22 protein-coding genes are annotated in these 23,660 nt (G+C 67.3%); 9 read left to right on the plus strand and 13 right to left on the minus strand.

Translation table 11 applies throughout. The features are described 5' to 3' along the window. Positions 1-17: 17 nt before the first annotated feature. The 3 genes from thiG to thiO are packed head-to-tail and all read right to left on the minus strand — an operon-like array spanning position 18 to position 1,979. On the minus strand, positions 18-779 hold the full coding sequence (gene thiG, locus ACZYY4_RS08305; protein ID WP_463809316.1) for a thiazole synthase: 762 nt from the start codon (positions 777-779) through the stop codon (positions 18-20). Next, positions 772-969 carry a sulfur carrier protein ThiS gene (gene thiS / locus ACZYY4_RS08310; RefSeq protein ID WP_463809318.1) on the minus strand — a complete coding sequence of 66 codons (198 nt, stop codon included), beginning with the start codon at positions 967-969 and terminating at the stop codon, positions 772-774. The genes thiG and thiS overlap by 8 nt, the downstream gene beginning before the upstream one ends. Further along, the gene (thiO, locus tag ACZYY4_RS08315; RefSeq protein WP_463809320.1) at positions 966-1,979 is read right to left on the minus strand and encodes a glycine oxidase ThiO; all 1,014 of its coding nucleotides are present in this window, start codon (positions 1,977-1,979) and stop codon (positions 966-968) included. The genes thiS and thiO overlap by 4 nt, the downstream gene beginning before the upstream one ends. Before the next feature lie 81 nt (positions 1,980-2,060). Here thiO and thiE point away from each other — a divergent pair, with 81 nt between their 5' ends. After that, on the plus strand, positions 2,061-2,732 hold the full coding sequence (gene thiE, locus ACZYY4_RS08320) for a thiamine phosphate synthase (protein WP_463809666.1): 672 nt from the start codon (positions 2,061-2,063) through the stop codon (positions 2,730-2,732). A gap of 94 nt (positions 2,733-2,826) precedes the next feature. On the opposite strand, the gene ACZYY4_RS08325 is transcribed toward thiE, so the two are convergent. Further along, positions 2,827-3,300 carry an NUDIX hydrolase gene (locus tag ACZYY4_RS08325; RefSeq protein ID WP_463809322.1) on the minus strand — a complete coding sequence of 158 codons (474 nt, stop codon included), beginning with the start codon at positions 3,298-3,300 and terminating at the stop codon, positions 2,827-2,829. Positions 3,301-3,490: 190 nt separating this feature from the next. On the opposite strand from ACZYY4_RS08325, the gene glnX reads away from it, so the two are divergent. The 4 genes from glnX (at position 3,491) to ACZYY4_RS08345 (ending at position 9,124) form a co-directional block, all read left to right on the plus strand. Further along, positions 3,491-4,810 (plus strand): protein kinase G-activating protein GlnX, encoded by a 1,320-nt coding sequence (gene glnX / locus ACZYY4_RS08330; protein WP_463809324.1) that lies wholly within the window; start codon positions 3,491-3,493, stop codon positions 4,808-4,810. Further along, complete coding sequence (locus tag ACZYY4_RS08335) at positions 4,810-5,793, plus strand: glutamate ABC transporter substrate-binding protein (RefSeq protein WP_463809667.1); 984 nt, start codon at positions 4,810-4,812, stop codon at positions 5,791-5,793. Before glnX ends, ACZYY4_RS08335 begins: the two co-directional genes overlap by 1 nt. Continuing rightward, positions 5,793-8,096: a serine/threonine-protein kinase PknG gene (locus tag ACZYY4_RS08340; RefSeq protein ID WP_463809326.1), complete on the plus strand. Its 2,304-nt coding sequence runs from the start codon at positions 5,793-5,795 to the stop codon at positions 8,094-8,096. Before ACZYY4_RS08335 ends, ACZYY4_RS08340 begins: the two co-directional genes overlap by 1 nt. A 161-nt stretch (positions 8,097-8,257) precedes the next feature. Further along, complete coding sequence (locus ACZYY4_RS08345; protein WP_463809328.1) at positions 8,258-9,124, plus strand: DUF559 domain-containing protein; 867 nt, start codon at positions 8,258-8,260, stop codon at positions 9,122-9,124. A gap of 89 nt (positions 9,125-9,213) precedes the next feature. On the opposite strand, the gene fgd is transcribed toward ACZYY4_RS08345, so the two are convergent. Beyond that, positions 9,214-10,224 (minus strand): glucose-6-phosphate dehydrogenase (coenzyme-F420), encoded by a 1,011-nt coding sequence (fgd, locus tag ACZYY4_RS08350; protein ID WP_463809330.1) that lies wholly within the window; start codon positions 10,222-10,224, stop codon positions 9,214-9,216. Between the two features lie 55 nt (positions 10,225-10,279). Between fgd and ACZYY4_RS08355 the strand changes: the two genes are divergently transcribed. Then, on the plus strand, positions 10,280-11,023 hold the full coding sequence (locus ACZYY4_RS08355) for an MBL fold metallo-hydrolase (protein WP_463809668.1): 744 nt from the start codon (positions 10,280-10,282) through the stop codon (positions 11,021-11,023). A gap of 216 nt (positions 11,024-11,239) precedes the next feature. After that, complete coding sequence (locus ACZYY4_RS08360) at positions 11,240-11,635, plus strand: heme-binding protein (protein WP_463809332.1); 396 nt, start codon at positions 11,240-11,242, stop codon at positions 11,633-11,635. Between the two features lie 60 nt (positions 11,636-11,695). Here the strand turns inward: ACZYY4_RS08360 and ACZYY4_RS08365 are convergent, their stop codons facing one another. The 6 genes from ACZYY4_RS08365 to ACZYY4_RS08390 all read right to left on the minus strand — a co-directional run bounded on the left by ACZYY4_RS08365 (position 11,696) and on the right by ACZYY4_RS08390 (position 18,104). Continuing rightward, positions 11,696-12,034, minus strand: coding sequence for a DUF732 domain-containing protein (locus ACZYY4_RS08365; protein WP_463809334.1), 339 nt, complete (start codon positions 12,032-12,034; stop codon positions 11,696-11,698). Positions 12,035-12,041: 7 nt separating this feature from the next. Beyond that, entirely contained in the window at positions 12,042-13,229 is a 1,188-nt protein-coding gene (locus ACZYY4_RS08370) for a sodium-dependent bicarbonate transport family permease (protein WP_463809669.1), read from the minus strand. A 53-nt stretch (positions 13,230-13,282) separates the two neighbouring features. Further along, complete coding sequence (locus tag ACZYY4_RS08375; protein WP_463809336.1) at positions 13,283-14,608, minus strand: PPE family protein; 1,326 nt, start codon at positions 14,606-14,608, stop codon at positions 13,283-13,285. A gap of 64 nt (positions 14,609-14,672) precedes the next feature. Next, positions 14,673-15,938, minus strand: a complete 1,266-nt coding sequence (locus tag ACZYY4_RS08380) for a PPE family protein (RefSeq protein WP_463809338.1) — start codon at positions 15,936-15,938, stop codon at positions 14,673-14,675. Positions 15,939-16,488: 550 nt separating this feature from the next. After that, positions 16,489-17,406, minus strand: coding sequence for an SAM-dependent methyltransferase (locus ACZYY4_RS08385; RefSeq protein WP_463809340.1), 918 nt, complete (start codon positions 17,404-17,406; stop codon positions 16,489-16,491). A 17-nt stretch (positions 17,407-17,423) separates the two neighbouring features. Further along, positions 17,424-18,104 carry a potassium channel family protein gene (locus tag ACZYY4_RS08390; protein ID WP_463809342.1) on the minus strand — a complete coding sequence of 227 codons (681 nt, stop codon included), beginning with the start codon at positions 18,102-18,104 and terminating at the stop codon, positions 17,424-17,426. Between the two features lie 157 nt (positions 18,105-18,261). Between ACZYY4_RS08390 and ACZYY4_RS08395 the strand changes: the two genes are divergently transcribed. After that, the gene (locus ACZYY4_RS08395; RefSeq protein WP_463809344.1) at positions 18,262-19,758 is read left to right on the plus strand and encodes a potassium/proton antiporter; all 1,497 of its coding nucleotides are present in this window, start codon (positions 18,262-18,264) and stop codon (positions 19,756-19,758) included. 65 nt (positions 19,759-19,823) lie between these two features. Here the strand turns inward: ACZYY4_RS08395 and ACZYY4_RS08400 are convergent, their stop codons facing one another. Then, positions 19,824-20,939, minus strand: coding sequence for an alkaline phosphatase family protein (locus ACZYY4_RS08400; RefSeq protein WP_463809346.1), 1,116 nt, complete (start codon positions 20,937-20,939; stop codon positions 19,824-19,826). Positions 20,940-20,972: 33 nt separating this feature from the next. After that, positions 20,973-21,530: a hypothetical protein gene (locus tag ACZYY4_RS08405; RefSeq protein WP_463809348.1), complete on the minus strand. Its 558-nt coding sequence runs from the start codon at positions 21,528-21,530 to the stop codon at positions 20,973-20,975. Between the two features lie 412 nt (positions 21,531-21,942). Here ACZYY4_RS08405 and ACZYY4_RS08410 point away from each other — a divergent pair, with 412 nt between their 5' ends. After that, on the plus strand, positions 21,943-23,481 hold the full coding sequence (locus tag ACZYY4_RS08410; protein ID WP_463809350.1) for an acyl-CoA synthetase: 1,539 nt from the start codon (positions 21,943-21,945) through the stop codon (positions 23,479-23,481). The last annotated feature ends 179 nt before the right edge of the window (positions 23,482-23,660 follow it).

The raw sequence follows: 23,660 nt of genomic DNA on the forward strand, positions 1-23,660 counted from the left end.
GCGCGAGGGGCGGCCGATCAAAGCGCCGGGCTGGACGCCTGCGCCCAGAATCGCTTCGGGATACGCCCGGCGCGGCGCGCCAGATAGCCGGCGCTGACTGCCCCCGCCATAGCCGTGGCCATCGCCACCGGGTCGGCCGCCCGGGTCACCGCGGTGGCCAACAGCACCGCGTCGCAGCCCAACTCCATCGCCAGCGCGGCATCGCTGGCGGTTCCGATGCCGGCGTCCAGCACCACCGGAACCCCAGCGGCGGAGACGATCATCTCGATGCTGTGCGGGTTGGCGATGCCCAGTCCGGTGCCGATCGGCGAGCCCAGCGGCATCACGGCAGCGCACCCGGCGTCCTCAAGCCGGCGTGCCAGCACCGGGTCGTCATTGGTGTAGGGCAACACCACAAACCCGTCGTCCACCAATTGTTCTGCGGCACGAACCAATTCGACGGCGTCGGGCAGCAGGGTGCGCTCGTCGCCGATCACCTCCAGCTTGACCCACTCGGTGCCCAGCGCCTCGCGCGCCAACTGCGCGGTGAGCACCGCCTCGGCCGCGCTGCGGCACCCCGCGGTGTTGGGCAGCGGCGTGATGCCCAGCCGGCTCAGCAGATCCAGCATCCCGGTCCCACCCTCGGCGTCGACCCGGCGCATCGCAACCGTGGTCAGCTCGGTGCCGGATGCCACCAGCGCCTCTTCGAGCACGGCCAGGCTCTGCGACCCACCGGTTCCCATGATGAGCCGGGAACCGAACTCCCGCCCGGCGATGGTCAGCTTCGCGTCGTCAACCACCCTGCACCGCCGTCACCACTTCGAGGCGGGCGCCATCGCAAAGCGTGGTCGCCCAACGTGATTTCGGCAGAACGGCCTGGTCCACCGCCACCGCGATACCGCGGTCCGGGTAGCCCATCGAAGCCAGCAGCGCCGCTACCGTAGTCGCCTCGGAAACCTCGACCTGTTTCTCGTTGACGTTGATGATCATCCCCGTACTCCAACCGGAAGTAGTTCGGACACAACATGTTCGGCGGTCCACGGCGCCAGCAGAAAACCATTGCGGCCATGCCCGGCAGCGACGAATGTCCGCTCGTCGAGGCGGCGTACCAGCGGCAGGTTGTCCGGCGTCATCGGCCGCAGCCCCGCGCCGCATTCGGCCAGCTCGTACTCGCCCAGCGCGGGTACCAGGGTGCAGGCGTCGTCGAGCAGATCTCGCACCCCGGAGACCACCGGGGCGGTGTCGCGGCCGTGCTCGTACTGGGTGGCTCCGACCACCACGCCATCGGGTCGCGGCACCAGATAGACCTGCCGGCCGTGCACCCGGGCCCGGATCACCCGCTGCGGTACGGGCAGGCAGCCTTTGCGCCAGCGCAACCGCAGCACCTCGCCCTTGACCGGCCGGATCGCCAAGCCGGGCCACAGCGCCGGAGCGTCGATGCCGTTGGCGATCACCACCGCATCGGCGGTCACCTCGGCCAGATCGTGCACGGGTCCGGCCCACGTCACGCCGAGCTCCTCGCAGGCGGCGACCAGGGCGCTGACCACCGCGCGGTTGTCGACCGCCAGTTCGGTGGGGGCCAAAAAGCCGTGCCGGATACCGGCGGCCAGCAGCGGTTCGACGTCGCGGGCGGCCGATTCCCAGATCACCGGATGTCCCTGCGCGGAAAGCCAATCGGCGACGGTGCGCAGGTCGGCGACGTCGGCCCGGTCCGCGGCCACCACCAGCGATTCGCGGGCGGTGACGACGTCGGCCGGCAGCCCTTCGAGGAAGTCCTGCCACAGCTCCAGTGAACGCAGCCCCAGTCGCAGCTGCTGATCCTCACCGGGCCAGCCCTCGCTGTGCGGGGCCAGCATCCCGCCGGCCACCCAGGACGCGCCGTGCTCACCGGTGCGGTGCACCCGCACCGCCCACCCGGCCCGGGCGGCTTGGCGGGCCACCGACAGCCCGATGACGCCGCCGCCGATCACGGCCAGCGAACCGAGCGAGGTTCCGGGCATCTGCTGCTGCTCCCTTCCACCTCTGTGTCAACTCACCAAGCTAGCCGCTAGCGTCGCGGTGTGCACAAACGCTCCGACCGTCTGTCCCGCCTCGCTGATGCCCGGCTGTATCTGTGCACCGACGCCCGCCGGGAACGCGGTGATCTGGCCGAGTTCGCCGACGCCGCACTGGCCGGCGGGGTGGACATCATCCAGCTGCGCGACAAGGGTTCGCCCGGCGAGCAGCGGTTCGGTCCGCTGGAGGCCCGCGACGAGTTGGCCGCGCTTGAGATCCTGGCCGAGGCCGCCCGCCGGCACGATGCGCTGCTGGCGGTCAACGACCGCGCCGACATCGCCCGCGCCGCCGGTGCCGACGTGCTGCACCTGGGCCAGGACGATCTGCCGCTGCCGATGGCGCGCGAGATCATCGGACCCGACGTGCTGATCGGCCGATCCACCCACGACAGCGACCAGGTCGGCACGGCGCTGAGCGAACCGGTCGATTACTTCTGCGCCGGACCGTGCTGGCCCACCCCGACCAAACCCGGCCGGCCCGCACCTGGGCTGGAGCTGCTGCGGTTCGCCGCGGATCAGGGCCCGGTAGTAGAGGCCAAGCCGTGGTTCGCCATCGGTGGGATCGACGCACAGCGGCTGCCGCAAGTGCTGGCCGCCGGCGCGCACCGGGTGGTGGTGGTGCGGGCGATCACCGCCGCCGAGGATCCGCGGGCCGCGGCTGCCGCACTGCGCGCCGAACTTGGCACCGCCACGGGGTGACGGGCCTCCCCGTCGAGTGAGCGTTTTGGTACGCAAAACGGCCGTTCAGCATGCCAAATCACACACTCGGCGCGTTTTGGGTCGAAATCCGGCCTCAGCGGGGCAGGCTGAACCCGCGCAGCGAATCCCAACTGGCGGCGAAACCGGGATGCAACGGCAGAGCGGCCACCTCGTGCTCGGCCACCCAACGCAGCTCGGTGCTCTCCCGGTTGGGGATTACCGGCAGCAGTTCGTCGGCGTCGGCGACGACGGTGGTGTAAGTCCAGGTGGTGCCGCTGGCCGACGCGGTGACGACGGCCGCGCGGACGACGATGCGGTCCGCGGGCAGGCCGGCCTCCTCCTGCGCCTCGCGGATCGCGGCCTGTTCGGGGGTCTCGTGGCTGTCGCGGGCGCCGCCGGGCAGCGCCCAGGTGCCGCCCTGATGACTCCACCAGGCGCGGTGCTGCAGCAGCACGGTAAGGGTGCCGTCGGGCCGGGGCGCCCGCAGCAGCAGGCCCGCCGCGCCGTGCCGGCCCCAGAAGCGAACGCCGGTGTCGGAAAACGCCCATCCATCGCCGTCACCACGCACGCCTGGAAGCGTATCGGGAGAGCAATGTCTCGGTTGTGGTTAGATCGCGCGACTATTTCGGCAACAACCGCCGCGCAGGTCGGCGCGGACGGCCCCCGGGCTCTTAGAATCTCTTTATTATCGTTGGTGACGCGTTGGCGACACGACGTTGGTGACGTGAGCAGCCACCAGGATGGAGTGAAGAACAGACGTGACCGTTGAGTTGGCGCATCCGTCAACCGAGCCGGCGGGGTTACGGTCGCCGATCGAATCGGCCCGACCCCGCTGGTGGTTCTTCACCACCACCCCGGGGCGAATCCTGGCCATCGGCCTCATCCTGGCCGCACTCGGCGGCATCAGCGCGTTTGCCACCGCCACCACGATCAACAACCGGCAGAACACTCTGACCGCGGTGCTCGACCACACCGAGCCGCTGGCTTACGCCGCCGGCCAGCTCTACACCACACTGTCGGTCGCCGACGCCGCGGCGGCCACCGCCTTCATCGCCCAAGGTGAGCCGCGAGCCGTGCGGGAACGCTACGAACAGGCCATCACCGACGCCGCGGTGGCGGTGACCCGGGCGTCCGGCGGCCTGAGCGACGAGCCGCTGCTGCAGCTGCTGGGCAGGATCAACACCGGGCTGGCCGTCTACACCGGCCTGATCGAGACCGCCCGAACCAACAATCGGTCGGGCGACCCGGTCGGTTCGTCGTACCTGTCGGAAGCCTCCGAACTGATGCAGCACACGATCCTGCCCGACGCCCAGCGGCTCTACCAGGCCACTTCGGCGACAGTGGACAGCCAGACCACCGCCTCGACCCGGGTGCCGGCCCCGGTGATCCTGGTGGTGGCGACCACGGTGTTGTTCGGTGCGTTCGCGCACCGCTGGCTGGCCCGCCACACCCGGCGCCGGATCAACCCCGGCCTCATCGCGGGCGGGTTGGCGATCCTGCTGATGGTGATCTGGGTCGGCACCGTGCTGGTGATCTCCACCGCGGGCAGCCGCACCGCCAAGGACACCGGGGCCGAATCCCTCAAGGCGATCACCAATCTGGCGATCACCGCGCAGCAGGCGCGTGCCGACGAGACACTGTCGCTGATCCGGCGCGGCGACGAGGAAACCCGCAAGCAGACCTTCTACCAGCGCATCGACACCATGCAGGAACAGCTGCAGGGCTACCTGGACCGCGGCGACGCCGTCGACAAGGCCGACCTGTCCAACGCCGGGCAGCTGCTGGCCCGGTGGCGGCAGGCCAACGACCGGATGAACGCCTACATCGGCGTCGGCAACTACCGGGCCGCCACCCAGGTGGCGCTGGGCGGCAGCGGGGATGACTCCACTCCCGCGTTCGACCAGCTCGACGCGGCCCTGGACAAGGCGCTGCAGCACAGCCGCAACCAGCTGCGCAGCGACGTCCTCAACGCCCGCCGGGTACTGTCGGTGGCCCCCGTCGGTGGCGCGGTGCTCAGCATGGGGGCCGCAATCGCGGTCGCGCTCGGGTTGTGGCCACGACTGAACGAGTACAGATGATGACCTACCACCGGCCCCGACTGCTCCTGTGCGCACTCAGCGCGGTGCTGGCGCTGTCCGGACTGACCGGATGCGGCCACTCGGAGTTCGTGACACCGACAGCGGTGCCGACGCTGCCGCCGCCCACCCCGGCCGGGATGGAGGAGCTGACCCCCGAGGCGCCGCGACCGCCCGACCCGGGCACCGAGAACTGCGACGCCACCGCCAGCCTGCGGCCCTTCCGCAGCAAGGCCGAGGCCGACGCGGCGGTGGCCAAGATCCGCCATCGCGGCCGGCTGATCGTCGGACTGGACATCGGCAGCAACCTGTTCAGCTTCCGCGATCCGATCACCGGTGAGATCACCGGTTTCGACGTCGATATCGCCGGCGAGGTGGCCCGTGACATTTTCGGCACCCCGTCGCAGGTCGAGTATCGGATCCTGGCGTCGGCCGAACGCATTGCGGCGCTGCAGAAATCCGACGTCGATATCGTGGTCAAGACCATGAGCATCACCTGCGGCCGACGAAAGCTGGTGAACTTCTCGACGGTGTATCTGGTCGCCAATCAGCGTCTGCTGGTGCCGCGTGACTCCTCGATCCGCCAGGCCGGCGATCTGTCGGGCAAGCGGGTCTGCGTCGCGCAGGGCACCACCTCACTGCGGCGCATCCGGCACATCTCACCGGCGCCGATCATCGTCTCGGTGGTGAACTGGGCCGACTGCCTGGTGGCGATGCAGCAGCGTCAGGTCGACGCGGTCAGCACCGACGACTCGATCCTGGCCGGGTTGATGGCCCAAGACCCATATCTGCACATCGTCGGGCCGAGCATGGATGAGGAGCCCTACGGCATCGGGATCAACCTCGACAACACCGGGCTGGTCCGCTTCGTCAACGGCACGTTGGAGCGCATTCGCCGCGACGGCACCTGGAACACCTTGTACCGCAAGTGGTTGACGGTGCTCGGTCCGGCGCCGGTGCCACCTACGCCGAGGTATTCGGACTGATGGCAAGCGACGATTCAGATCCCGACATGGGGCTGGAGGCGACCGGCGAATTCGACGACTTCGACGACTTCGACGACTTCGACGACAATGGCCCGGCCACCCAACGGGCCGACGTACTGGCCGAATCGTCGTCGGTGCGCCGGCCCATGTCGACCCAGGCCATCTTCCGCCCCCGCGAGGGTTCGAACTCCGCGGTAGAAAACGACGACGAATCCCGCGAGGCGACGGTGGTGCGCACCGCCGTTCCGCGGCGCCGGCTGGGCGGTGGCCTGGTGGAGGTCCCCCGGGTTCCCGAGATCAACCCGCTCGAGGCGCTGATGGCCGATCCGGTGGTCGCCGAGTCCAAGCGCTTCTGCTGGAATTGCGGTCGGCCGGTGGGCCGGTCCGGTCCGGACGACTCCGAAACAAAACGAGGCGCCTCCGAAGGCTGGTGCCCACACTGTGGAAGTCCGTATTCTTTTCTGCCACAACTCAAACCGGGCGATATGGTGGCCGGTCAGTACGAGATCAAAGGCTGCGTGGCTCACGGCGGCCTGGGCTGGGTGTATCTGGCGGTCGACCACAACGTCAACGAGCGCCCGGTGGTGCTCAAGGGCCTGGTGCATTCCGGTGACGCCGAGGCGCAGGCGATCGCGATGGCCGAGCGCCAGTTCCTCGCCGAGGTGACCCACCCGTCGATCGTGAAGATCTTCAACTTCGTCCAGCACCCGGATTCCCACGGCGATCCGGTCGGCTACATCGTGATGGAGTACGTCGGCGGGCAGTCACTCAAGCAGCGCCGCGGTAGTCGGCTGCCGGTGGCGCAGGCCATCGCCTACATGCTGGAGATCCTGCCGGCGTTGGCGTATCTGCACTCCCTCGGCCTGGTCTACAACGACCTGAAGCCGGAGAACATCGTGCTGACCGAGGAGCAGCTGAAGCTGATCGACCTCGGGGCGGTCTCGCGGATCAACTCGTTCGGGTACCTCTACGGCACCCCGGGCTACCAGGCACCGGACATCGTGAGAACCGGCCCGACCGTGGCCACCGACATCTACACGGTGGGCCGCACCCTGGCCGCGCTGACGCTGAAGCTGCGCGCCCGCGAAGGCCGCTACGTCGAAGGCCTGCCCGACGACGACCCGGTCCTGAAGAAATACGACTCCTACCGCCGGCTGCTGCGCCGTGCCATCGACCCGGACCCGCGCCGGCGGTTCGCCTCCGCAGAGGAGATGTCTTCGCAGCTGATGGGTGTGCTGCGCGAGGTGGTCGCCGAGGACACCGGCACACCGCGGCCCGGCCTGTCGACGGTCTTCACCCGGTCACGGTCCACGTTCGGCGAGCACCTGCTGGTCGCGCACACCGACGTCTACCTGGACGGGCATGTGCACTCGCAGAATCTGACCGCGCGCGAGATCATCACCGCGCTGCAGGTGCCGCTCATCGATCCGAGCGACGTCGCCGCCCCGCTGCTGTCGTCGATGGAGCTGAGCGAACCGGTGCAGACGCTGGATTCGCTGCGCGCGGTGCGGAACAGCGCGCTGGAGTCCGAGGGTATCGACCTGTCCGAGTCCGTCTCGCTGCCGTTGATGGAGATCCGCGCACTGTTGGATCTCGGCAACGTCGCCAAGGCCACGAGCAAGCTCGACGACCTGGCCGAGCAGGTCGGTTGGCGTTGGCGGCTGGTCTGGTTCCGGGGCGTGGCCGAGCTGCTCACCGGCGACTACGAGGCGGCGCGCAAGGACTTCATGGAAGTTCTCGATATGTTCCCGGGCGAGCTGGCGCCGAAGATGGCGCTGGCCGCCACCGCCGAACTGGCCGGAACCGAAGACGAACGCGAGTTCTACGAGACCGTCTGGCGCACCGATGACAGCGTGATCTCGGCCGCCTTCGGCCTGGCCCGCGCCCTCTCAGTGGAGGGTGACCGCACCGCGGCGGTTCGAACGCTTGACGAAGTATCCGCTACCTCAAGGCATTTCACCACCGCACGGTTGACCAGCGCGGTGACGCTGCTGTCGGGGCGCTCGACTAACGAGATCACCGAGTCCCAGATCCGGGACGCCGCGCGCCGGGTGGAGGCGCTGCCGGACACCGAACCCCGGGTGTTGCAGATCCGGGCGCTGGTGCTGGGCGCGGCGATGGACTGGCTGACCGAGCACGAGGCCAGCACAAACCATATTCTCGGATTCCCGTTCACCGAACACGGACTGCGGCTGGGCGTCGAGATGGCGCTGCGGGCGCTGGCGCGGCTGGCGCCCACCCAGGCACACCGCTACGCGCTGGTCGACATGGCCAACGCGGTGCGGCCGATGAGCACGTTCTGAGGGTTTCTGCCCCCGGGCGTTGAGTGTGCGTCAGGGGCGGAATTCTCGATAAGACCCCGCCGCTGACGCACACTCAAAGCCGTAGACGCACAGTCAAACTGAGGTCGGCCCTGTGGACACCTGAATTGTGCTGCCGGCCCGCCTGACAGAGGCTTGCCGGCATGCCCGCCGAACCGGAACCATTCATCGGTAGCGAGGCGCTGGCCGACGGTGCGTTGAACCGGCATCAGCTGCGCACGCGATACCTCGCGCAACTGCCGGGTATCTACCTGCCCAAGCACACACCGGCATCGCTGGAGCAACGTACCGTCGGCGCGTGGCTCTGGTCGGGGCGGCAGGCGATAGTCGCGGGCTCGGCGGCCGCAGCCCTGCACCGGACGAAATGGATCGACGACGACACCCCGGTGGAGCTCATTCATGCCAACCCGCGCGCCCCGCGCGGCGTGATCACCCGCCGCGACACCGTGCTCGACGACGAAGTACAAACCCTCGCGTTGCCCGCTGGGAAAATCCGAGTGACGACGCCAATCCGCACCGCATTCGATATCGGCCGGCGCGGGCCGGTTCGCACCGCGATCGCCCGGCTGGACGCGCTGGCCCGGGCCACTGATCTCCAGGTCGACGACGTTGGCATCATCGCCCGGCAGCATCCGCACACCCGCGGGCTGCGCCGGCTTGAGCAGGCGCTGGACCTCGTCGATGCCGGCGCCGAATCACCACGCGAGACCTACCTGCGACTGCTTCTCATCGAAGCGGGTTTTCCGCGCCCGCAAACCCAGATCCAGGTCACGACCGATCACGACACGTATTACCTCGATATGGGCTGGGAAGACCAGATGCTCGCGGTCGAATATGACGGTGACCAGCATCGAACCGACCGCGCGCGGTACGCCTACGAGATTCGACGGGCCGAGACCCTGGCGGCGCTGGGGTGGCTGGTGATCCGGGTCGTCGCCGACCACCGCAGCGTCGAGGTCGTGCATCGGGTGCGGCGCGCATGGGGCTTCCGCCGACTGAGTGTGCCGTGACGGCGTTGAGCGTGCATCGCGGGCGGAGGTTTCGCTGAAATCCCGCCGCTGACGCACACTCAACGAAAACGGCGTTGGGCAGACGCCACTCAGCCCAGCCGACGCAGCCGCGGCTCCAGGTCGGTCTTGAACAGCTCCAGGAAACGCCGCTGGTCGTGACCGGGGGCGTGGAAGACCAAGTGGTTCAAGCCCCACTTCACGTACTGGCCGACCTGCTCCACCGCCTCGTCGGGGTCCGAGGCGACGATCCAGCGTTTGGCGATCTGTTCGATCGGCAGCGCATCGGCCGCCTTCTCCATCTCTATCGGGTCGTCGATGGAGTGCTTCTGCTCGGCGGTCAGCGACAGCGGCGCCCAGAACCGGGTGTTGTTCAGCGCCAAGTCGGGGTCCGGATCGTAGGAGATTTTGATCTCGATCATCTTGTCGATCCCACCGGCGTCCCGCTCGGCGGCGGCTGCTCCTTCCAGCACGGCCGGCATCAGCTTCTCGGTGTAGAGCTCTTCGCCCTTGCCGGAGGTGCAGATGAAGCCGTCGCCGACCCGCCCGGCGTACTTCGCCACCGCCGGCCCTCCGGCCGCGATGTAGACCGGCACGCCGCCGTCGGGCACGTCGTAGATCGAGGCGCCCTTGAGGGTGTAGTAGTCGCCGTCGAAGTCGACCCGCTCGCCGCGCCACAGCTCGCGCATCAGCCGCACCGACTCACGCAGCCGGGCGAACCGTTCCTTGAACTCGGGCCACTGGCCGGTGAAGCCGGTGGCGATCTCGTTCAGAGCCTCGCCGGTGCCCACACCGAGGAAGACCCGCTGCGGATACAGGCAGCTCATCGTGGCGAAGGCCTGCGCGACGACGGCCGGGTTGTACCGGAACGTCGGGGTCAGTACGGAGGTGCCCAGCGCGATCCTCTCGGTGCGTTCTCCGACCGCGGTCATCCAGGCCAGCGAAAACGGGGCGTGCCCGCCCTCGTGGCGCCAGGGCTGGAAGTGGTCGCTGACCGTGGCACTGTCCATGCCGTGTGCCTCGGCGGCCACGCCGAGCTCCACCAGCTCCCGAGGCCCGAACTGCTCCGCCGACGCCTTGTATCCGAGTTTCAATTCCGCCATTCCACCTTTTCTACTCTCCCGTGGTCTTCCTAGACTCACGGGCATGGGTGAGAGGCTGGTCGAGGTGGTTCCGGTGACCGAGCGGGTCCACTTGGCCCGCGGCGAGGCGGTCAACTGGCTGCTGGTGACCGATGACACGGGCGTACTGATGATCGACGCCGGCTACCCCGGTGACCGCACCGACGTGCTGGCGTCGCTGGGTGCGCTCGGGTACCACGCCGCTGACGTGCGCGCGGTACTGCTCACCCACGCCCACATCGACCATTTCGGTGCGGCGATCTGGCTCGCCAAAACCTATGGAACACCGGTCTATTGCCATGCCGACGAGGTAGGCCATGCCAAGCGGGAGTATCTGGAGCAGGTCTCGCCGCTGGCGTTGGCTCCGCAGCTGTGGCGGCCGAGTTGGGCCCGGTGGACCGTGCATGTGGTGCGCAGCGGCGGCCTCAACCGCGAGGGCATCCCGTCCGTCCAGCCGCTTACCGGGGATATCGCCGCGAGCCTGCCGGGCCAGCCGGTGGCCATCCCCACCCCGGGCCACACCCGCGGTCACTGCTCATATCTGGTTGACGGCGTCCTGGCCAGCGGGGACGCCCTGATCACCGGGCACCCGGTGCTGGCGCGGACCGGTCCGCAGCTGCTGCCGGCAATGTTCAGCTACCGCCAGGACGACTGCATCCGCAGCCTGGCGGCGCTGGCCTTACTGGAGACAGACCTCCTGGCGCCCGGCCACGGCGACGTGTGGCGCGGGCCGATTCGGGAGGCCGCCGAGGCCGCAATCGACCGCGCGGGCAAACTTTAAGGTCACGATCCGATAAGTGCCGATCTCGGAGTTTAAGAACGGCCTTACTAACCGGGCCCGCATTTGCGGAGCTCCTTCGCGGAATCGACCGGCGGATGCAGAACCGGTTGTCGCAGAGCACTTTCAGCTGTGTTCCAGGACACAGGCGCCCACTGCGGCCGCGCGTACCTTGGGCTCCGGACGGGATTTTGATTCACAACCCGGAAGGAAACCTCCATGTCGAAACCCCTTGGCATCACCATGATTCAGCGATTCGGCCTCGGCGCCGGAGTACTGGGTGCCACAGCAGCCAGCCTGATCGCCGCGCCATCGGCATCAGCGGCGCCGGACTGCAGTCAGGAGTCGGTGACCAACACCGTCGACTCGGTTACCGGCTCGGCTCGCCAGTACCTGGGCGCTCACCCCGGCGCCAATGCGGTGGTGAACCAGGCCATCAGCCAGCCGCGGCCCCAGGCCGCAGCCGATGTGCGCAGCTACTTCACCGCTCACCCCCAGGAGTACCTGGAGTTGCGCGGCATCCTGGCCCCGATCGGCGAGAAGCAACGGCAGTGCCAGACGGTGGTGCTTCCGCCCGAATTGGCCTCTGCCTACTCCGAATTCATGGCGGGATAACGCCGGTTAGTCAGCCGCCCCAAGTCCGGGGACCGTACGAGCGGGCCGCGACGCGGTGCATCACTGCTTGGAACTCTTCAGTTGCTGAGGGCAATACGCGTTCGCGGCGATGGCAGCGAATTGCCCGGCACCGTCCAGTGTCAGCGCAGCATTATCACTCTGCAGTTCGCGAACGACCTGCAACCCGGATTCTCCATTGTTGATCAGGCCGCAGACCGCCCGAGCGGCCGCGATCGCCTGCCCTTCGCTGGCGAACGTCAGGCCCGACTGCCGCAAGGATGCGATGAAAGCAGGATCGTTATCCGCGCTGTCGGGGTCTGCTTGAACTGGAAAGGCATATCCAACCGAGAACGCCAGGCTCGCCAGCACGAAGATCTTTCGCAAAGTCATCATCGTCATCCGATGCTCACGCCCCCGCCAGCATGTGGGCCACCTCAATGTAGAGCGGTATGCCGATCGTCACGTTGTAGGAAAATGTCAGACCCAGCGAGGCGGCCAACGGCAGGCTGGGACTGGCTTCAGGAATAGCCAACCGCTGGATCGCAGGAACGGCGATATACGATGCCGCACCGCAGAGGATCGCGAAGAGCACGTAGGTTCCCGTCTCCAGATGAAAGCCAGTAGCCTGGGAGTATAAGTGGGCCACCGCGATACCAATCGTCGCGAAAAGGTTCGGCGCGAGCACCCCGAAAAAGATGAAGCCTCGGCCCGCCGCTTTCAAGTCTTTCAACTTGCGGGACGCGGTCATCCCCATTTCCAACAGAAACAGACATAGCGCGCCCTGGAAAGCCGTCAAGAAAACCGGGTCGTCGACAGCAGTCACCTTCGGCCCCTGTAGCCCACTGATCAAGCCGACCGTTATACCGCCCATAAGAAGGCAGAGTCCGGGGTTGAGAAAAACTTCGCGAAGCATTTTCCCGGAAATGAACGCGGGTTCCCCGCCGGACGTGGCAGTGTTCGCGGATTCCGCTCCCAGAAACTCTGGGAGATCCGCGAGGGCGACTGGGCGGGTGGTAGCCGCACTACGCTGGCGAGCAGCCCGCACTACCGGCAATGTCGATCCCGCATAGCCCGTCTCACCTGGCATCATGCCGGCGGAGTCCATTCCCCTCCGCCGCAGCCGGGCGACCAGGAGCAGCGCGACCAGGCAGCCGGGAATCTCCATGATGGCCAGCATGACCGGCATGAAAGAGTCGAAAGCAATGTTTGCGGTGGCCAATACGCCGATGCACGTGGCAAACGTGCCCGCCGAGTCCGAGCCGTAATAGCCGGCGACGGTAGCCCGGTCCACTTCTCGCATTTTGGTGGTCCGCTTCAAGATGAAATATGCCAATGCGCCGATGACGAAGTTCAAGACGAAGCCGATCAGCATGAAGCCGAGTATCTCACCGATATTGGACACATTGATGTTGGCGAGCTCCTCGCCGCCATGCCAGCCTATGGCCAGCAGTAGGTACATGGTGAGTCCGTGGTAGATCGCCGGTGGAAATTCGAACGGCACTTTCAGGATCGGCAACAGGAAACCCAAGTAGAAGAACAACAATAGCGGCTTGAAGAGATTATGGGTGAAATTATGCCAGAACTCCAAAAACATGTGCATTGTTTTCTCCTGTTCCGATGCCGTGGATCACGATGAGATGGAGGGCGTCAGGTGCCGGATTCCTGTGACGCCTTCGTTTTGCTGCCCTTCAGGTGCACGGCGTGTATTCCCGGCTTCCTCGACAGCTCGTCAAGCAAACTGTCTAATCCGGCTTGGTCGGTATTCCAGTGCTGCACTGATTCGGGTTGATGACGCAGCCTCGCGATCACCTGGTCGAGTCTGGCGGGCGTCTTTCGCCCCATGCCGGTGGTGACACGTGTGCGTCCTGCCGCTGTACCGGCAACCCGGGCTACCGAACCACCGACAGCACCGCCGGTCATACCGCCCAGGGCCATCTGACTCATCAGACTGCCGGGAATGGCTGCGGGCGCACCGGCCACGCCGGTATGCGGCATCGCGCTGATCGCCAGCCTGATCGCCGGAGATTGACCGGCCCACGCAGGCGGGACTGACAGCGATCCCACCATGTTGGCTTCGCCCATCCCCGCCGACACCGTCGATGCCAGTCCGCCGGACAGTGACGACGGCAGCCCGAGTCCAGCCCCCAGTCGTGCCGCCGGGATGTCGACGAGAGCCCGTCCGAGCGGCGGAGCGAACTTCAGCAGGTTCTGGATGGGGAAGTTGGAGGCCAGTGAGGTGGCATTGAACTGGGTGGTAATGCCGAGTGGAGCCTTGAGAGCCGAATAGAGAGCCGAAAACGTCGAGCCGGCATCTGGTGAGCCGGTGAGAGTATTCAGCATGTTGTTGAAGAATGCGGTGTACTCGTTAGCGAGATCGGCGCCCATCTGCAGCATGGGGTTGCCGCCTGAGAACGCGGCCGCGGTTGACGCGACGGCCCCGGCGTTCCCGTTGGTGGTCGACGGCGGGTCGGCGAAGGCGCTGATCTTCGTGGCGGCCGCCGAGGACACCGCATAGTCCTGCATGACCGCTGCATCTTGGGCCCACATCGCCATGTATTGGGCTTGGGTGTCCGCGATCGCTGCAGTGTTCTGGCCGACCACGTTCGTCGCGACCAACGACGTCAACTGAGTGCGGTTGGCCGCCACGAGTTCCGGTGGCACGATGGCCGCGTAGGCGGTTTCATAGGCAGCAGCAGCGGCCTGCGCCTGCGCGGCCGCTTCCGCGGCCTGCACCGCGGTGGCCGACATCCAGGCCGTATAGGGTCCAGCTGCGGCCGCCATCGACGCAGCCGACGGGCCAACCCAAGATTCGGTGGCCAACCCCGCCACCACCGTGTTGTAATCGGCTGCCGCAGAATGTAGTTCACCGGCGAGCCGGTTCCACGCCGCCGCCGCCGACAGCAGCGGTCCGGACCCCGGACCGGTGTACATGTTTCCCGAGTTGATCTCCGGCGGTATCAAAGAAAAGTACATTCGGTATCCCTCATCTATGCACGCCTACATTGCGTCAGCTGGGCTACATGCCTGTTTCACACCGTCATTCGTCATCGAGTGCCGGAATCACAACGATCGTGGCTGCCGCGGGGTCAGCCTCACCGGCCATGGCGCCGACGACATCGGCGCCCACTCCGCAGCCACCGGCACGGGTCATCGTCGCGCTGACGGTGCGGCCCGCTGTGGCACCGATGGAGCGACCCGCCAGGCTGGATAGCGCCATCTCACTGAACAACGCGTCCTCGCCGGCGAACGCGGCCACTGGAGCGGCTGCGCTTGCCGGCAGCGACAAGACCATCGGCTGGATCGCCGGCGCAGAAGTGGCCCACGCCGTCGGCACCGACAGCTTCCCGATCAGCGCCGCACGGCCGAGCGCGCCGGTCGCGGGCACCCCACCGAGCCCTGCCGCCGGAATGGCCTGGTTGACCAGGGGCGCCAACGCGCCGGTGATGGCCTTCGGGCCGGCCAAGAACGAGGTAGCTCCCATCGCATTGATCGGCCAGCCCCATATCTGTCCGAACGACAGAAACGGACCACCAACGAGAGATGACGCTCCCAAGACCGGGTCATACGCCCCGGTGAGGGCTGACATGATCGTGTTCCAGTTGGCCAGGTCGGTGCCGAGGCCTCCTGGCATCACTGACCCTGCCGCTGCGGGGTTCGCCGTCAGCGACTGCAGCGCATTCGGCACCGTGGTCAGCGCCTGTGAAATCTCCCGCCCAACAGAGCTTCCCGAGCTACTGGTGGCTTGCGCGATTGCAGCTGCCTGATCGGCGGCGCCGGCCTGGTCGGTCGTCTGCGGGGGCTCGGCAAACGGTGGCAGTTGAGTGGCCGCCGCCGAGGCGCCCGCGTAGCCGTACATGGTTGCCGCGTCCTGAGCCCACATCTCCGCGTAATGCGCCTCGGTAGCCGCGATCGCCGGCGTGTTCAGCCCCAATATGTTCGTTGCGATCAACATCATCAGCAGGCTCCGGTTCGCAGCGATCACCGGCGGTGGAACCGTCGCGGCGAACGCCGTCTCATAGGCAGCCGCAGCCGCAGCCGCCTGCGCCCCCGCCTGCTCGGCCTGGCCGGCGATCCCACTCATCCACTCGACGTAGGGCGCGGCTGCCAGCGACATGACCTCCGCGGATGGCCCGTGCCAGTCGCCGGACAGGCCCGATACAACGGCACCGTAACCCACTGCCGCCGAATGTAGCTCGGCGGCCAGCTCACTCCATGCGGAGGCCGCGGACAGCAGCGGGCTGGGCCCGGCCCCTGAATACATCAGACCGGAATTCACCTCCGGCGGCAATGTCCCGAAATCCATTTTCACCCAATCCCTTACAAACGGTCTCGATAGCTACGAGTCACCCCGCGAACGTGTCTGCGCCAGATGTGGTCCGCGGTGACCGCACAGATCAAGTTGCGAGGTGTGATTGCCACGTAACCTCCTGGAAATAAGCGTCTTTCGGGTCATCATCGCGATGTCCTCGACTGGCGGTTCTCAAGCTAGAGCTAGTTTCCGGGAATTGGCTGTGCAGGAACTGGAAAGTAGTTTTCGAAAGCTCCTGTTGGACAAAATAAATAGTGCTGATCATGTTTCAGAACACCCTGACGCCGGGGGGTTCGCCTGGAATGCGAACAGTCAACTACGTTGCGCCCCAATGAGACTGGTTTGCGTCGGGTGGTACATCAAAGATGTAGTTCACTGTGACGTGATACGAGGTAATTGAAGTCCGGTCCGGAAGAATTCGGGTCCGATCATGACGTGATTCGAGGCCATAACCGCCGCAACGCCTTCCGCCACGCTCTTCGTCGCCCCCCGAGCCGGGGTGATTCCGGCAACCGGAACCGGATAGACCGCGAGAAAGAGACGGCTAGCTGCTGCGCGTCGCGGCGACGTAGCGGATCGCGGCCGGGGCGCCGTCGAGTTCGCGGGCGGTCAGCCGGGGCAACCGGGCGGCGGCGAACAGGTCGGCAATTCCCGAATCGACGGTCGCCCAACCGCTGTCCGCCAGATGCCGCACCACGTCGGTGTGCTCTCCGGAATAGAACGGTCCGGGCCCGGTCAGACTCAGCCCGCGCCGCCGCCACCGCTCGACGAGGGATTCGTGGTGCACCGCCTGCGGACGGCTCGGCGGTACCGCGTGGTCGGCGGCGAGCCGGCTACCGGGTGCGCTGAGCGCGGTGACGCCGTCGAGCAGGCGATTCTGCGCATCCGAGGGCACGTACCAGACCATCAGGCCCTCGATCACCCATGCGGTGGGGGCCGCGGCGTCGAAACCCACCCGCCGTAGCGCCGCCGGCCAGTCGCCGCGCAGGTCGACACCGACCGCGCGACGGTTGACGCTCGGCGTGCTGCCCCAGGCCCGCATGGTGGCGGCCTTGAAATCGACCACCGGGGGGTGGTCCACCTCGTAGACGGTGGTCTCGGCCGGCCACCACAGTCGGTAGGCGCGGGTGTCCAAGCCCGACCCCAGGATCACCGCCTGGCGGATTCCGCCGCGCGCGGCGTCGGTGAAGAACGCGTCGAAGAAGTTGGTGCGCGCCGCGGAGAACTCCGCCAGCCGGGGAAATCCGCCGTCCTTGCCGAGCCGACTGATGTCAAGGTCGCCGTCGGCCACCCGGATACAGAACTCCAGGCCCACCTTGTGCACCAGCGGCGCCGCGAACGGGTCGTTGATCAGCCCGCGAGACGTCGCCGCGGCCCGCGCCGACGCCAGCACGGTGGCGATGACCCCGGCACCGGCGGCCAGGCTCCCGGTGTCGTCGCGGTCAGCAGGTGCCGTGCTCATCGGTGTCCAACGCGGGGTCAATGCGTTCTTCTGCCGGTCGGCACCCCGTGCACGACCGCTCGGACCTGATCGTCTATCCCGCTGACCGCGGCGAACAGCATCTCGTCGCCGGCCTGCAGCACGTCGGCCGCCGTCGGCAGGATGACCGCGTCGCCGCGCAGCACCGCTACCAGGGCGGCGCCCTCGGGCAGCGCGATGTCGCAGATCTGTTGACCGATCAGCGGATTATCTTCGGGCAGTGTCAGTTTCGTCAGGCTGGCCTGACCACGCCGCAAGCCCATCAACGGCACCAGGTGGCCGACGTCGATGGCGCCCTCCACCGCGGCGACCATCGCGCGCGGGGTGGAGACCGCCACGTCGATGCCCCATCCCTCGGTGAACAGCCGCTCGTTGCGGGCGTTGTTGACCCGGGCCACCACCCGGGCCACCCCGAATTCGGCTTTGGCCAGCAGTGCGGTGGCCAGATTGGCCTTGTCGTCACCGGTGGCGGCGATCACCACGTCACAGATCTCGATGCCGCATTCCTGCAGCGCGGACAGCTCGCACGCGTCGGCCAGCAGCCACTCGGCTTCGGGGACGGAAGCAGGGTCGTAGTGCGCCGGGTTGCGCTCGATGAGCAGCACCCGGTGGCCGTCGCCGATCAGTTCTCGTGCGACAGATCGCCCGACTGCGCCGGCACCGGCGATCCCGATGCGCATGATCGCTCACCCCATCCCCGCATTGACCCCGGCTGCTCCGGGTGTACCACAGTCGTGACGGCAGTACTGATTTACTGACAGATAACACGAACCCGCTGACTTTGAGCGAATCACACGAGTGTGTCCGACCACCACCGCCGGCCCGAATGGGGATCAGATGAGCCTGGAACAGCTCTACCTGGCCCTGCTGATCGGGGGCCTGGTTCTGCTGGCGAGCATCATCGCCACCCGGGCCGCGGATCGGGTCGGTCTGCCCAGCCTCCTGCTGTTCCTGCTGGTCGGTGTGGCGATCGGCAACGACGGGCTGGGGCTGGATTTCTCCGACGTGCAACTGGCCAGCGACCTGGGCACCACCGCGCTGGCGGTGATCCTGGTCGAAGGCGGTTTGACGACGAAGTTCGCCAACATCCGCAAGCTGCTGGCGCCGGCGGCGGTGCTGGCCACCGTCGGCGTCGTGGTCAGCATGGCGGTGATCGCAGTGGCCGCACACCTGCTGCTGGGCATCAGCTGGCAGCTGGCCTTCCTGCTGGGCGCGATCGTCTCGCCCACCGACGCGGCCGCCGTGTTCTCCATCCTGCGGGTGCTGCCGCTGCCGCGGCGGGTGGCCGGCTTGCTGGAGGCCGAGTCCGGCTTCAACGACGCACCCGCCGCGATCGTGGTGCTGATGCTGAGCACCACACCGCTGGCGATCGAACCGGTCCACGCCATCGCCAACGTGGCCTTCGAGCTGGTGGTCGGGTCGGCGATCGGCTTGGTCGTCGGGCTGCTCGGGGCGATCACGCTGCGGCGCACCGCACTTCCGGCGTCCGGCCTATACCCATTGGCGACGTTCGGGCTGGCCATGGTGGCGTTCGCCGCGGCCGCTTCGGCGCACGGCAGCGGGTTCATCGCCGCCTATCTGTCCGGGGTGGTGCTGGCGAACTCCGGCCTGCCGCACCGCGCGGCCATCCGCTCGTTCGCCGAGGGGTTGGGCTGGCTGGCCCAGATCGGGCTGTTCGTGCTACTCGGCTTGCTGGTGAGCCCCAGCCAGCTGTCCGGGGAGTTGGTCCCGGCGCTGGTGATCGGGGCGGTGCTGCTGCTGCTGAGCCGGCCGCTGTCGGTGGTGGCCTCACTGATCTGGTTCAAAGTGCCGTGGCGCGAACAGATCTTCCTGTCCTGGGCCGGCCTGCGCGGCGCGGTTCCGATCGTGCTCGCGACATTCCCGATCGTCGAGGGCGTGCCGGACAGCTACCGACTGCTCAACATCGTGTTCATCCTGGTGGTGGTCTACACGGTGGTGCAGGGTCCCAGCCTCGGCCTGTTCGCCCACTGGCTGGGGCTGATTTCACGGGATGCCACCCGCGAGATCCAGGTCGAGGCGGCACCGCTGGACGTATTGGAAGCCGAGCTGTTGACGATGACGGTGCAGCCGGAATCCAAGCTGCACAACGTCTCGGTGCTCGAGTTGCGGCTGCCCGATCCGAGCGTCATCACCTTGATCATCCGCAAAGGCGACACCTTCGTCCCTCAGCCCGACACCCGGATCACCGTCGGCGACGAACTGCTCATCGTCACCACCAGCAAGACCCGCGCGTCCGCAGAACGCCGGCTGCGGGCGGTCAGCCGCCGGGGCAAACTGGCCCACTGGTTCGACGAGTACGGCGACTCGGAGTAACTCCGCCCCGTTGACTCTGCGTGTACCAGGCAAAAGTGCGAGTGACCCGCCTGGTGAGCGCAGAGTCAACGGAAGGTGATGAGCGGGATCGCGGTCTCAGCCGGGGTGAGTCCGCCGTGGAAACCCACCAGTTGCGCCGTCTGCGGCGGCTCGTGGTCGGTCGCCAAGATCGCGGTGTCGCCGACGCAGGTCACCACGACGTCGCCGATGCGGGCCAGGTGCTCCTCGCGCACCGGTCCGAACACGCCGGCGGCGACGGCCGCCTCGCGGCTCTGCACCCGGGCCCGCCCGGCCAGCAGGTCCGTCCAGGCGGCCAGCACATCCGCCGTCGCGCCGGGCTCGGTGTGCAGGTAGCGCACCCGCGGCTCGCCCGCGACCACCCGGATACCCGCGCGCAGCCGCGGATCGGCATCCAGATCGATGCGGGCGTCATCAGGCACGTTGAGCCCGCCGTGGTCGGCGGTGACCACCAGCGCGGCGTCGCCCGGGAGCTGCTCGAGGAGATGACGCAGCAGTGCGTCGACCTTGCCGGCCGCACTCCGCCAATGCGGTGAGCCGATGCCCGAGACGTGTGCGGCATGGTCCAGCGCCGCGGTATAGCCGTAGACCAGGCCGGGTGCCGCCGCGAGTTCCGTGGCGACCCGAGCCGCGTAGTGCTCACCCTTGGCGGTTGGGCGAAAGTCCGCACCGCGGTAGGCAGCCTCGGTCAATCCGCTGCCGATGAACATCTCCGGCAGCACAGCCCGGGCCCCGATCCCGGCATCGCGGAGTCGTTCGAACCAGGTGGGCACCGGCTGCCAGGTCGCCGGCGGCGGGTCGTCTCCCCAGAAGATGTGGGTCAACACCCGATCGGTTCCGGGGACATTGACGGTGAAGCCCAATACTCCGTGCTCCCCCGGTAACGCGCCGGTGCCCAGCGAGACCAGGCTGGTCGGCGTGGTTGACGGGAAGGTGCAGGCCAGCTCGGTCAGCTGCCCGGTCTCGCCGGCCAGGACCGAGGCCAGCAGCGGCGCGTCCCGGGCCAGCTGCGGCACCAGGTGATAGCCCAGCCCGTCGACCAGCACCACCGCCAGCCGCCGCGCATCGCCGATCCGTTCACCCAGGCCGAGTGTGTCGGTCGCGCCGGGAACCCCGAGCAATGCGGCCGCCGACGGCAGGATGTCGCAGATCGAACCGGGCACCGGTTCAGCCTGCCACCTGCCCGGCTATGTCGTTTAAGGCGCCGGCACCGTCGTCGGAGCGCCGTTGGTGGCGCTGGTGTTCGCCTTGGTCTTCGCGGCGCCGTTTGCGGGGCCACCGCCGCCGGAGCCACCGGAACCACCGCCACTGCCCCCGCTGCCGCCGGAGCCGCTTCCGGTGCTGGGGAGACTGAACTTGGGAACACTGGGCAGGTTGTTGGAACTGCCGCTCTCAGAGCCGTGTTCGGCGCTGCCGGTGCCGTCGGGCGTGCCGTCGTGCGTGCCGTCGGTGGGGGTGTCGGGAGTGGAGCCGACGGGCGCGTCGGGAGTGCCGTCGGCGGAGCCCGACGTGTCGTGGAACAGCTGGTCGAGCTGGGCCAGCGGGTCCTGAAGGACACCGAGATCACCCAGATCACCCGGGTCACCGGGCAACCCGCCGAAGTCCACGTCGGTGGCGGTCGCCGCGCCGAGAACGGTGTCGAGCAGCTCGTCGAAGTCGGCGTGCGCAGCCGGTGCGGCCAGTAGGCAGCAGCCCAGCGCCAGAAACGCCGTGACTACCCCTCGGCCCGTACCGCTACGCCGGCGACCGCTCATCTGCGAACCCCTCCTCGATAACCACGCCGAGCAATGGTCGGCTCAGCGAGGACGAACCTAGCCGCTTCAAGTCCGATTACGCGACCCGAAAGGGCCGTCGAATAACAATGTCCAACAATGTTCAATGGCCGTTCACCTCTCGTCATCCGTCAAGCCACCACAGCCACATCGACCGACATTTTCCCAGGTGAAGCCAGTAATTGAGACGATCGTCACAATGGCTCACAGTTAAAATCTCCACGAATAATTCAATTACTCGTATAAAAGCGCCCGCCGCTCACATCTTTTATTGAAGATTGGCGTCCGTCGGCACAAAAAATCAGGGCGAGCGATAAATGCCAACCGCGGGGCCGGCTGCCTCTCCCGGCGAATCGTGCCCCGGGCCCAAGCATCCAGAGCTAGCGTTCACCGGGTGGCCACAGCTCCGATCGATCTCGGCTCCTGGATCGCCCGGCGGGCGGCGGCAACTCCGAAGCTCCCGGCGATCACGTTTGGCGAAAACACCTGGACCTATGGGGATTTCGCGGATCGCATCGACCGGTTGGCGGCCGAACTGGTCGCCGGTGGCATGCGCCGCGGGGACCGGGTCGGCTATGTCGGCCTCAACCACCCCGACTTTTTGGTCACGCTGTTCGCCGCCGCCCGGATCGGTGCGGCGTTCGTACCGCTCAACTGGCGGCTCACCGCCGACGAGCTCTGCTACATCCTGGGCAACGCGCAGGTGCACACGCTGGTGGCCGACGCCGAGCGCGCCGCGGTGATCGACCCGGTTCGCGCCGAGGCCGGCTTGCAGCGTGCGATCGCCTTGGCACCGGTTCCGGGCTGGGAGGTGGCCGACGACCTGCTTGCCGGGCGCGTCCCGCTGGCCGACCCGGTCTTTCCCGATCCCGACGAGGTCGCGGTCATCATGTACACCTCGGGCACCACCGGGCGGCCCAAGGGGGCCATGCTCACCCACGCAAACCTGTTCTGGAACAACATCAATGCCCTGCTGGTCTTCGACACCAGCCAACAGGACGTGTCATTGGTCTGCGCACCGTTGTTTCACATCGGCGGACTCAACGTCACCACGCTGCTGACCCTGCAGAAGGGCGGCCGGATCGTGCTGATGCCCGCCTTCGATCCGGCCGAAGCCCTCAAGCTCATCGTCGAGCACCGGGTCACCACCATGTTCGGGGTGCCGGCGATGTTCTTGTTCATGAGCCAGCGCCCGGAGTTCGCCGAATCCGACCTGTCCAGCGTCCGCAACTTCGTCTGCGGCGGGGCGCCGGTACCCGAGGCGCTGATCCACCGCTACGGCGAGCGGGGCATCCCGTTCGCACAGGGTTACGGGCTCACCGAGACCGCGCCGCTGGCGTTGGTACTGCGCACCGATGAGGTCGGTGTAAAGATCGGCGCCGCAGGCAATCAGGTACTGCCGCTGTCGGATGTGCGGCTGGTCGACGCCAACAACCGCCCGGTGCCCGCCGGCACGCGCGGTGAGATCTGCGTGCGCGGACCGCAGGTGATGGCCGGCTACTGGCGCAACCCGCAGGCCACCGCCGCGGTGATCGACGCCGAGGGGTGGTTTCACACCGGCGATATCGGTCAGGCCGACGACGACGGCTACGTCTGGGTGATCGACCGGGTGAAGGACATGGTGATCTCCGGCGGCGAGAACGTCTACCCCGCCGAGGTCGAAGACGTGCTCTACGGACATCCGGCCGTCGCCGAAGTCGCGGTGTTGGGCACCCCGCACGACAAGTGGGGTGAAGCCGTGACCGCGGTGGTGGCGCTACGGCCGGGTACGGAGTTGACGCTGGACGAGTTGCTCGAGTTCGCCCGGGACAAGTTGGCGGCGTTCAAACTGCCGATCCGGTTGGAGTTCATCGACGCGCTGCCCCGCACCCAGTCCGGGAAGGTCGTGAAATACCAGCTGCGCGAAGTAATTTCAGACCAGCAGAACGACTGAGGGACCGTCAGGAGACTTCGATCAGACCCACAGCGGTCGTCCAGCGAACTGCAGGTTTCCTTAAGTTAAGGTAAATTCCGGAAACGATAACGCTGAATCGGGTTCGGCGCTCCAGTCGCAACAGTCCCCCGGGAGGTTCCCCGTCATGGCGCGTCAAGGCAGAATCATTGCACCGCAAC

The organism is Mycobacterium sp. IDUB_21, assembly GCF_055419425.1.

Coding starts and splice junctions, on each gene's coding strand:
- thiS (WP_463809318.1), bottom strand. CDS start 969: ATGATCATCAACGTCAACGAGAAACAGGTCGAGGTTTCCGAGGCGACT.
- thiO (WP_463809320.1), bottom strand. CDS start 1,979: ATGCCCGGAACCTCGCTCGGTTCGCTGGCCGTGATCGGCGGCGGCGTC.
- ACZYY4_RS08335 (WP_463809667.1), top strand. CDS start 4,810: ATGACCTACCACCGGCCCCGACTGCTCCTGTGCGCACTCAGCGCGGTG.
- ACZYY4_RS08340 (WP_463809326.1), top strand. CDS start 5,793: ATGGCAAGCGACGATTCAGATCCCGACATGGGGCTGGAGGCGACCGGC.
- ACZYY4_RS08345 (WP_463809328.1), top strand. CDS start 8,258: ATGCCCGCCGAACCGGAACCATTCATCGGTAGCGAGGCGCTGGCCGAC.
- fgd (WP_463809330.1), bottom strand. CDS start 10,224: ATGGCGGAATTGAAACTCGGATACAAGGCGTCGGCGGAGCAGTTCGGG.
- ACZYY4_RS08360 (WP_463809332.1), top strand. CDS start 11,240: ATGTCGAAACCCCTTGGCATCACCATGATTCAGCGATTCGGCCTCGGC.
- ACZYY4_RS08365 (WP_463809334.1), bottom strand. CDS start 12,034: ATGACGATGATGACTTTGCGAAAGATCTTCGTGCTGGCGAGCCTGGCG.
- ACZYY4_RS08370 (WP_463809669.1), bottom strand. CDS start 13,229: ATGTTTTTGGAGTTCTGGCATAATTTCACCCATAATCTCTTCAAGCCG.
- ACZYY4_RS08375 (WP_463809336.1), bottom strand. CDS start 14,608: ATGTACTTTTCTTTGATACCGCCGGAGATCAACTCGGGAAACATGTAC.
- ACZYY4_RS08380 (WP_463809338.1), bottom strand. CDS start 15,938: ATGGATTTCGGGACATTGCCGCCGGAGGTGAATTCCGGTCTGATGTAT.
- ACZYY4_RS08385 (WP_463809340.1), bottom strand. CDS start 17,406: ATGAGCACGGCACCTGCTGACCGCGACGACACCGGGAGCCTGGCCGCC.
- ACZYY4_RS08390 (WP_463809342.1), bottom strand. CDS start 18,104: ATGCGCATCGGGATCGCCGGTGCCGGCGCAGTCGGGCGATCTGTCGCA.
- ACZYY4_RS08395 (WP_463809344.1), top strand. CDS start 18,262: ATGAGCCTGGAACAGCTCTACCTGGCCCTGCTGATCGGGGGCCTGGTT.
- ACZYY4_RS08405 (WP_463809348.1), bottom strand. CDS start 21,530: ATGAGCGGTCGCCGGCGTAGCGGTACGGGCCGAGGGGTAGTCACGGCG.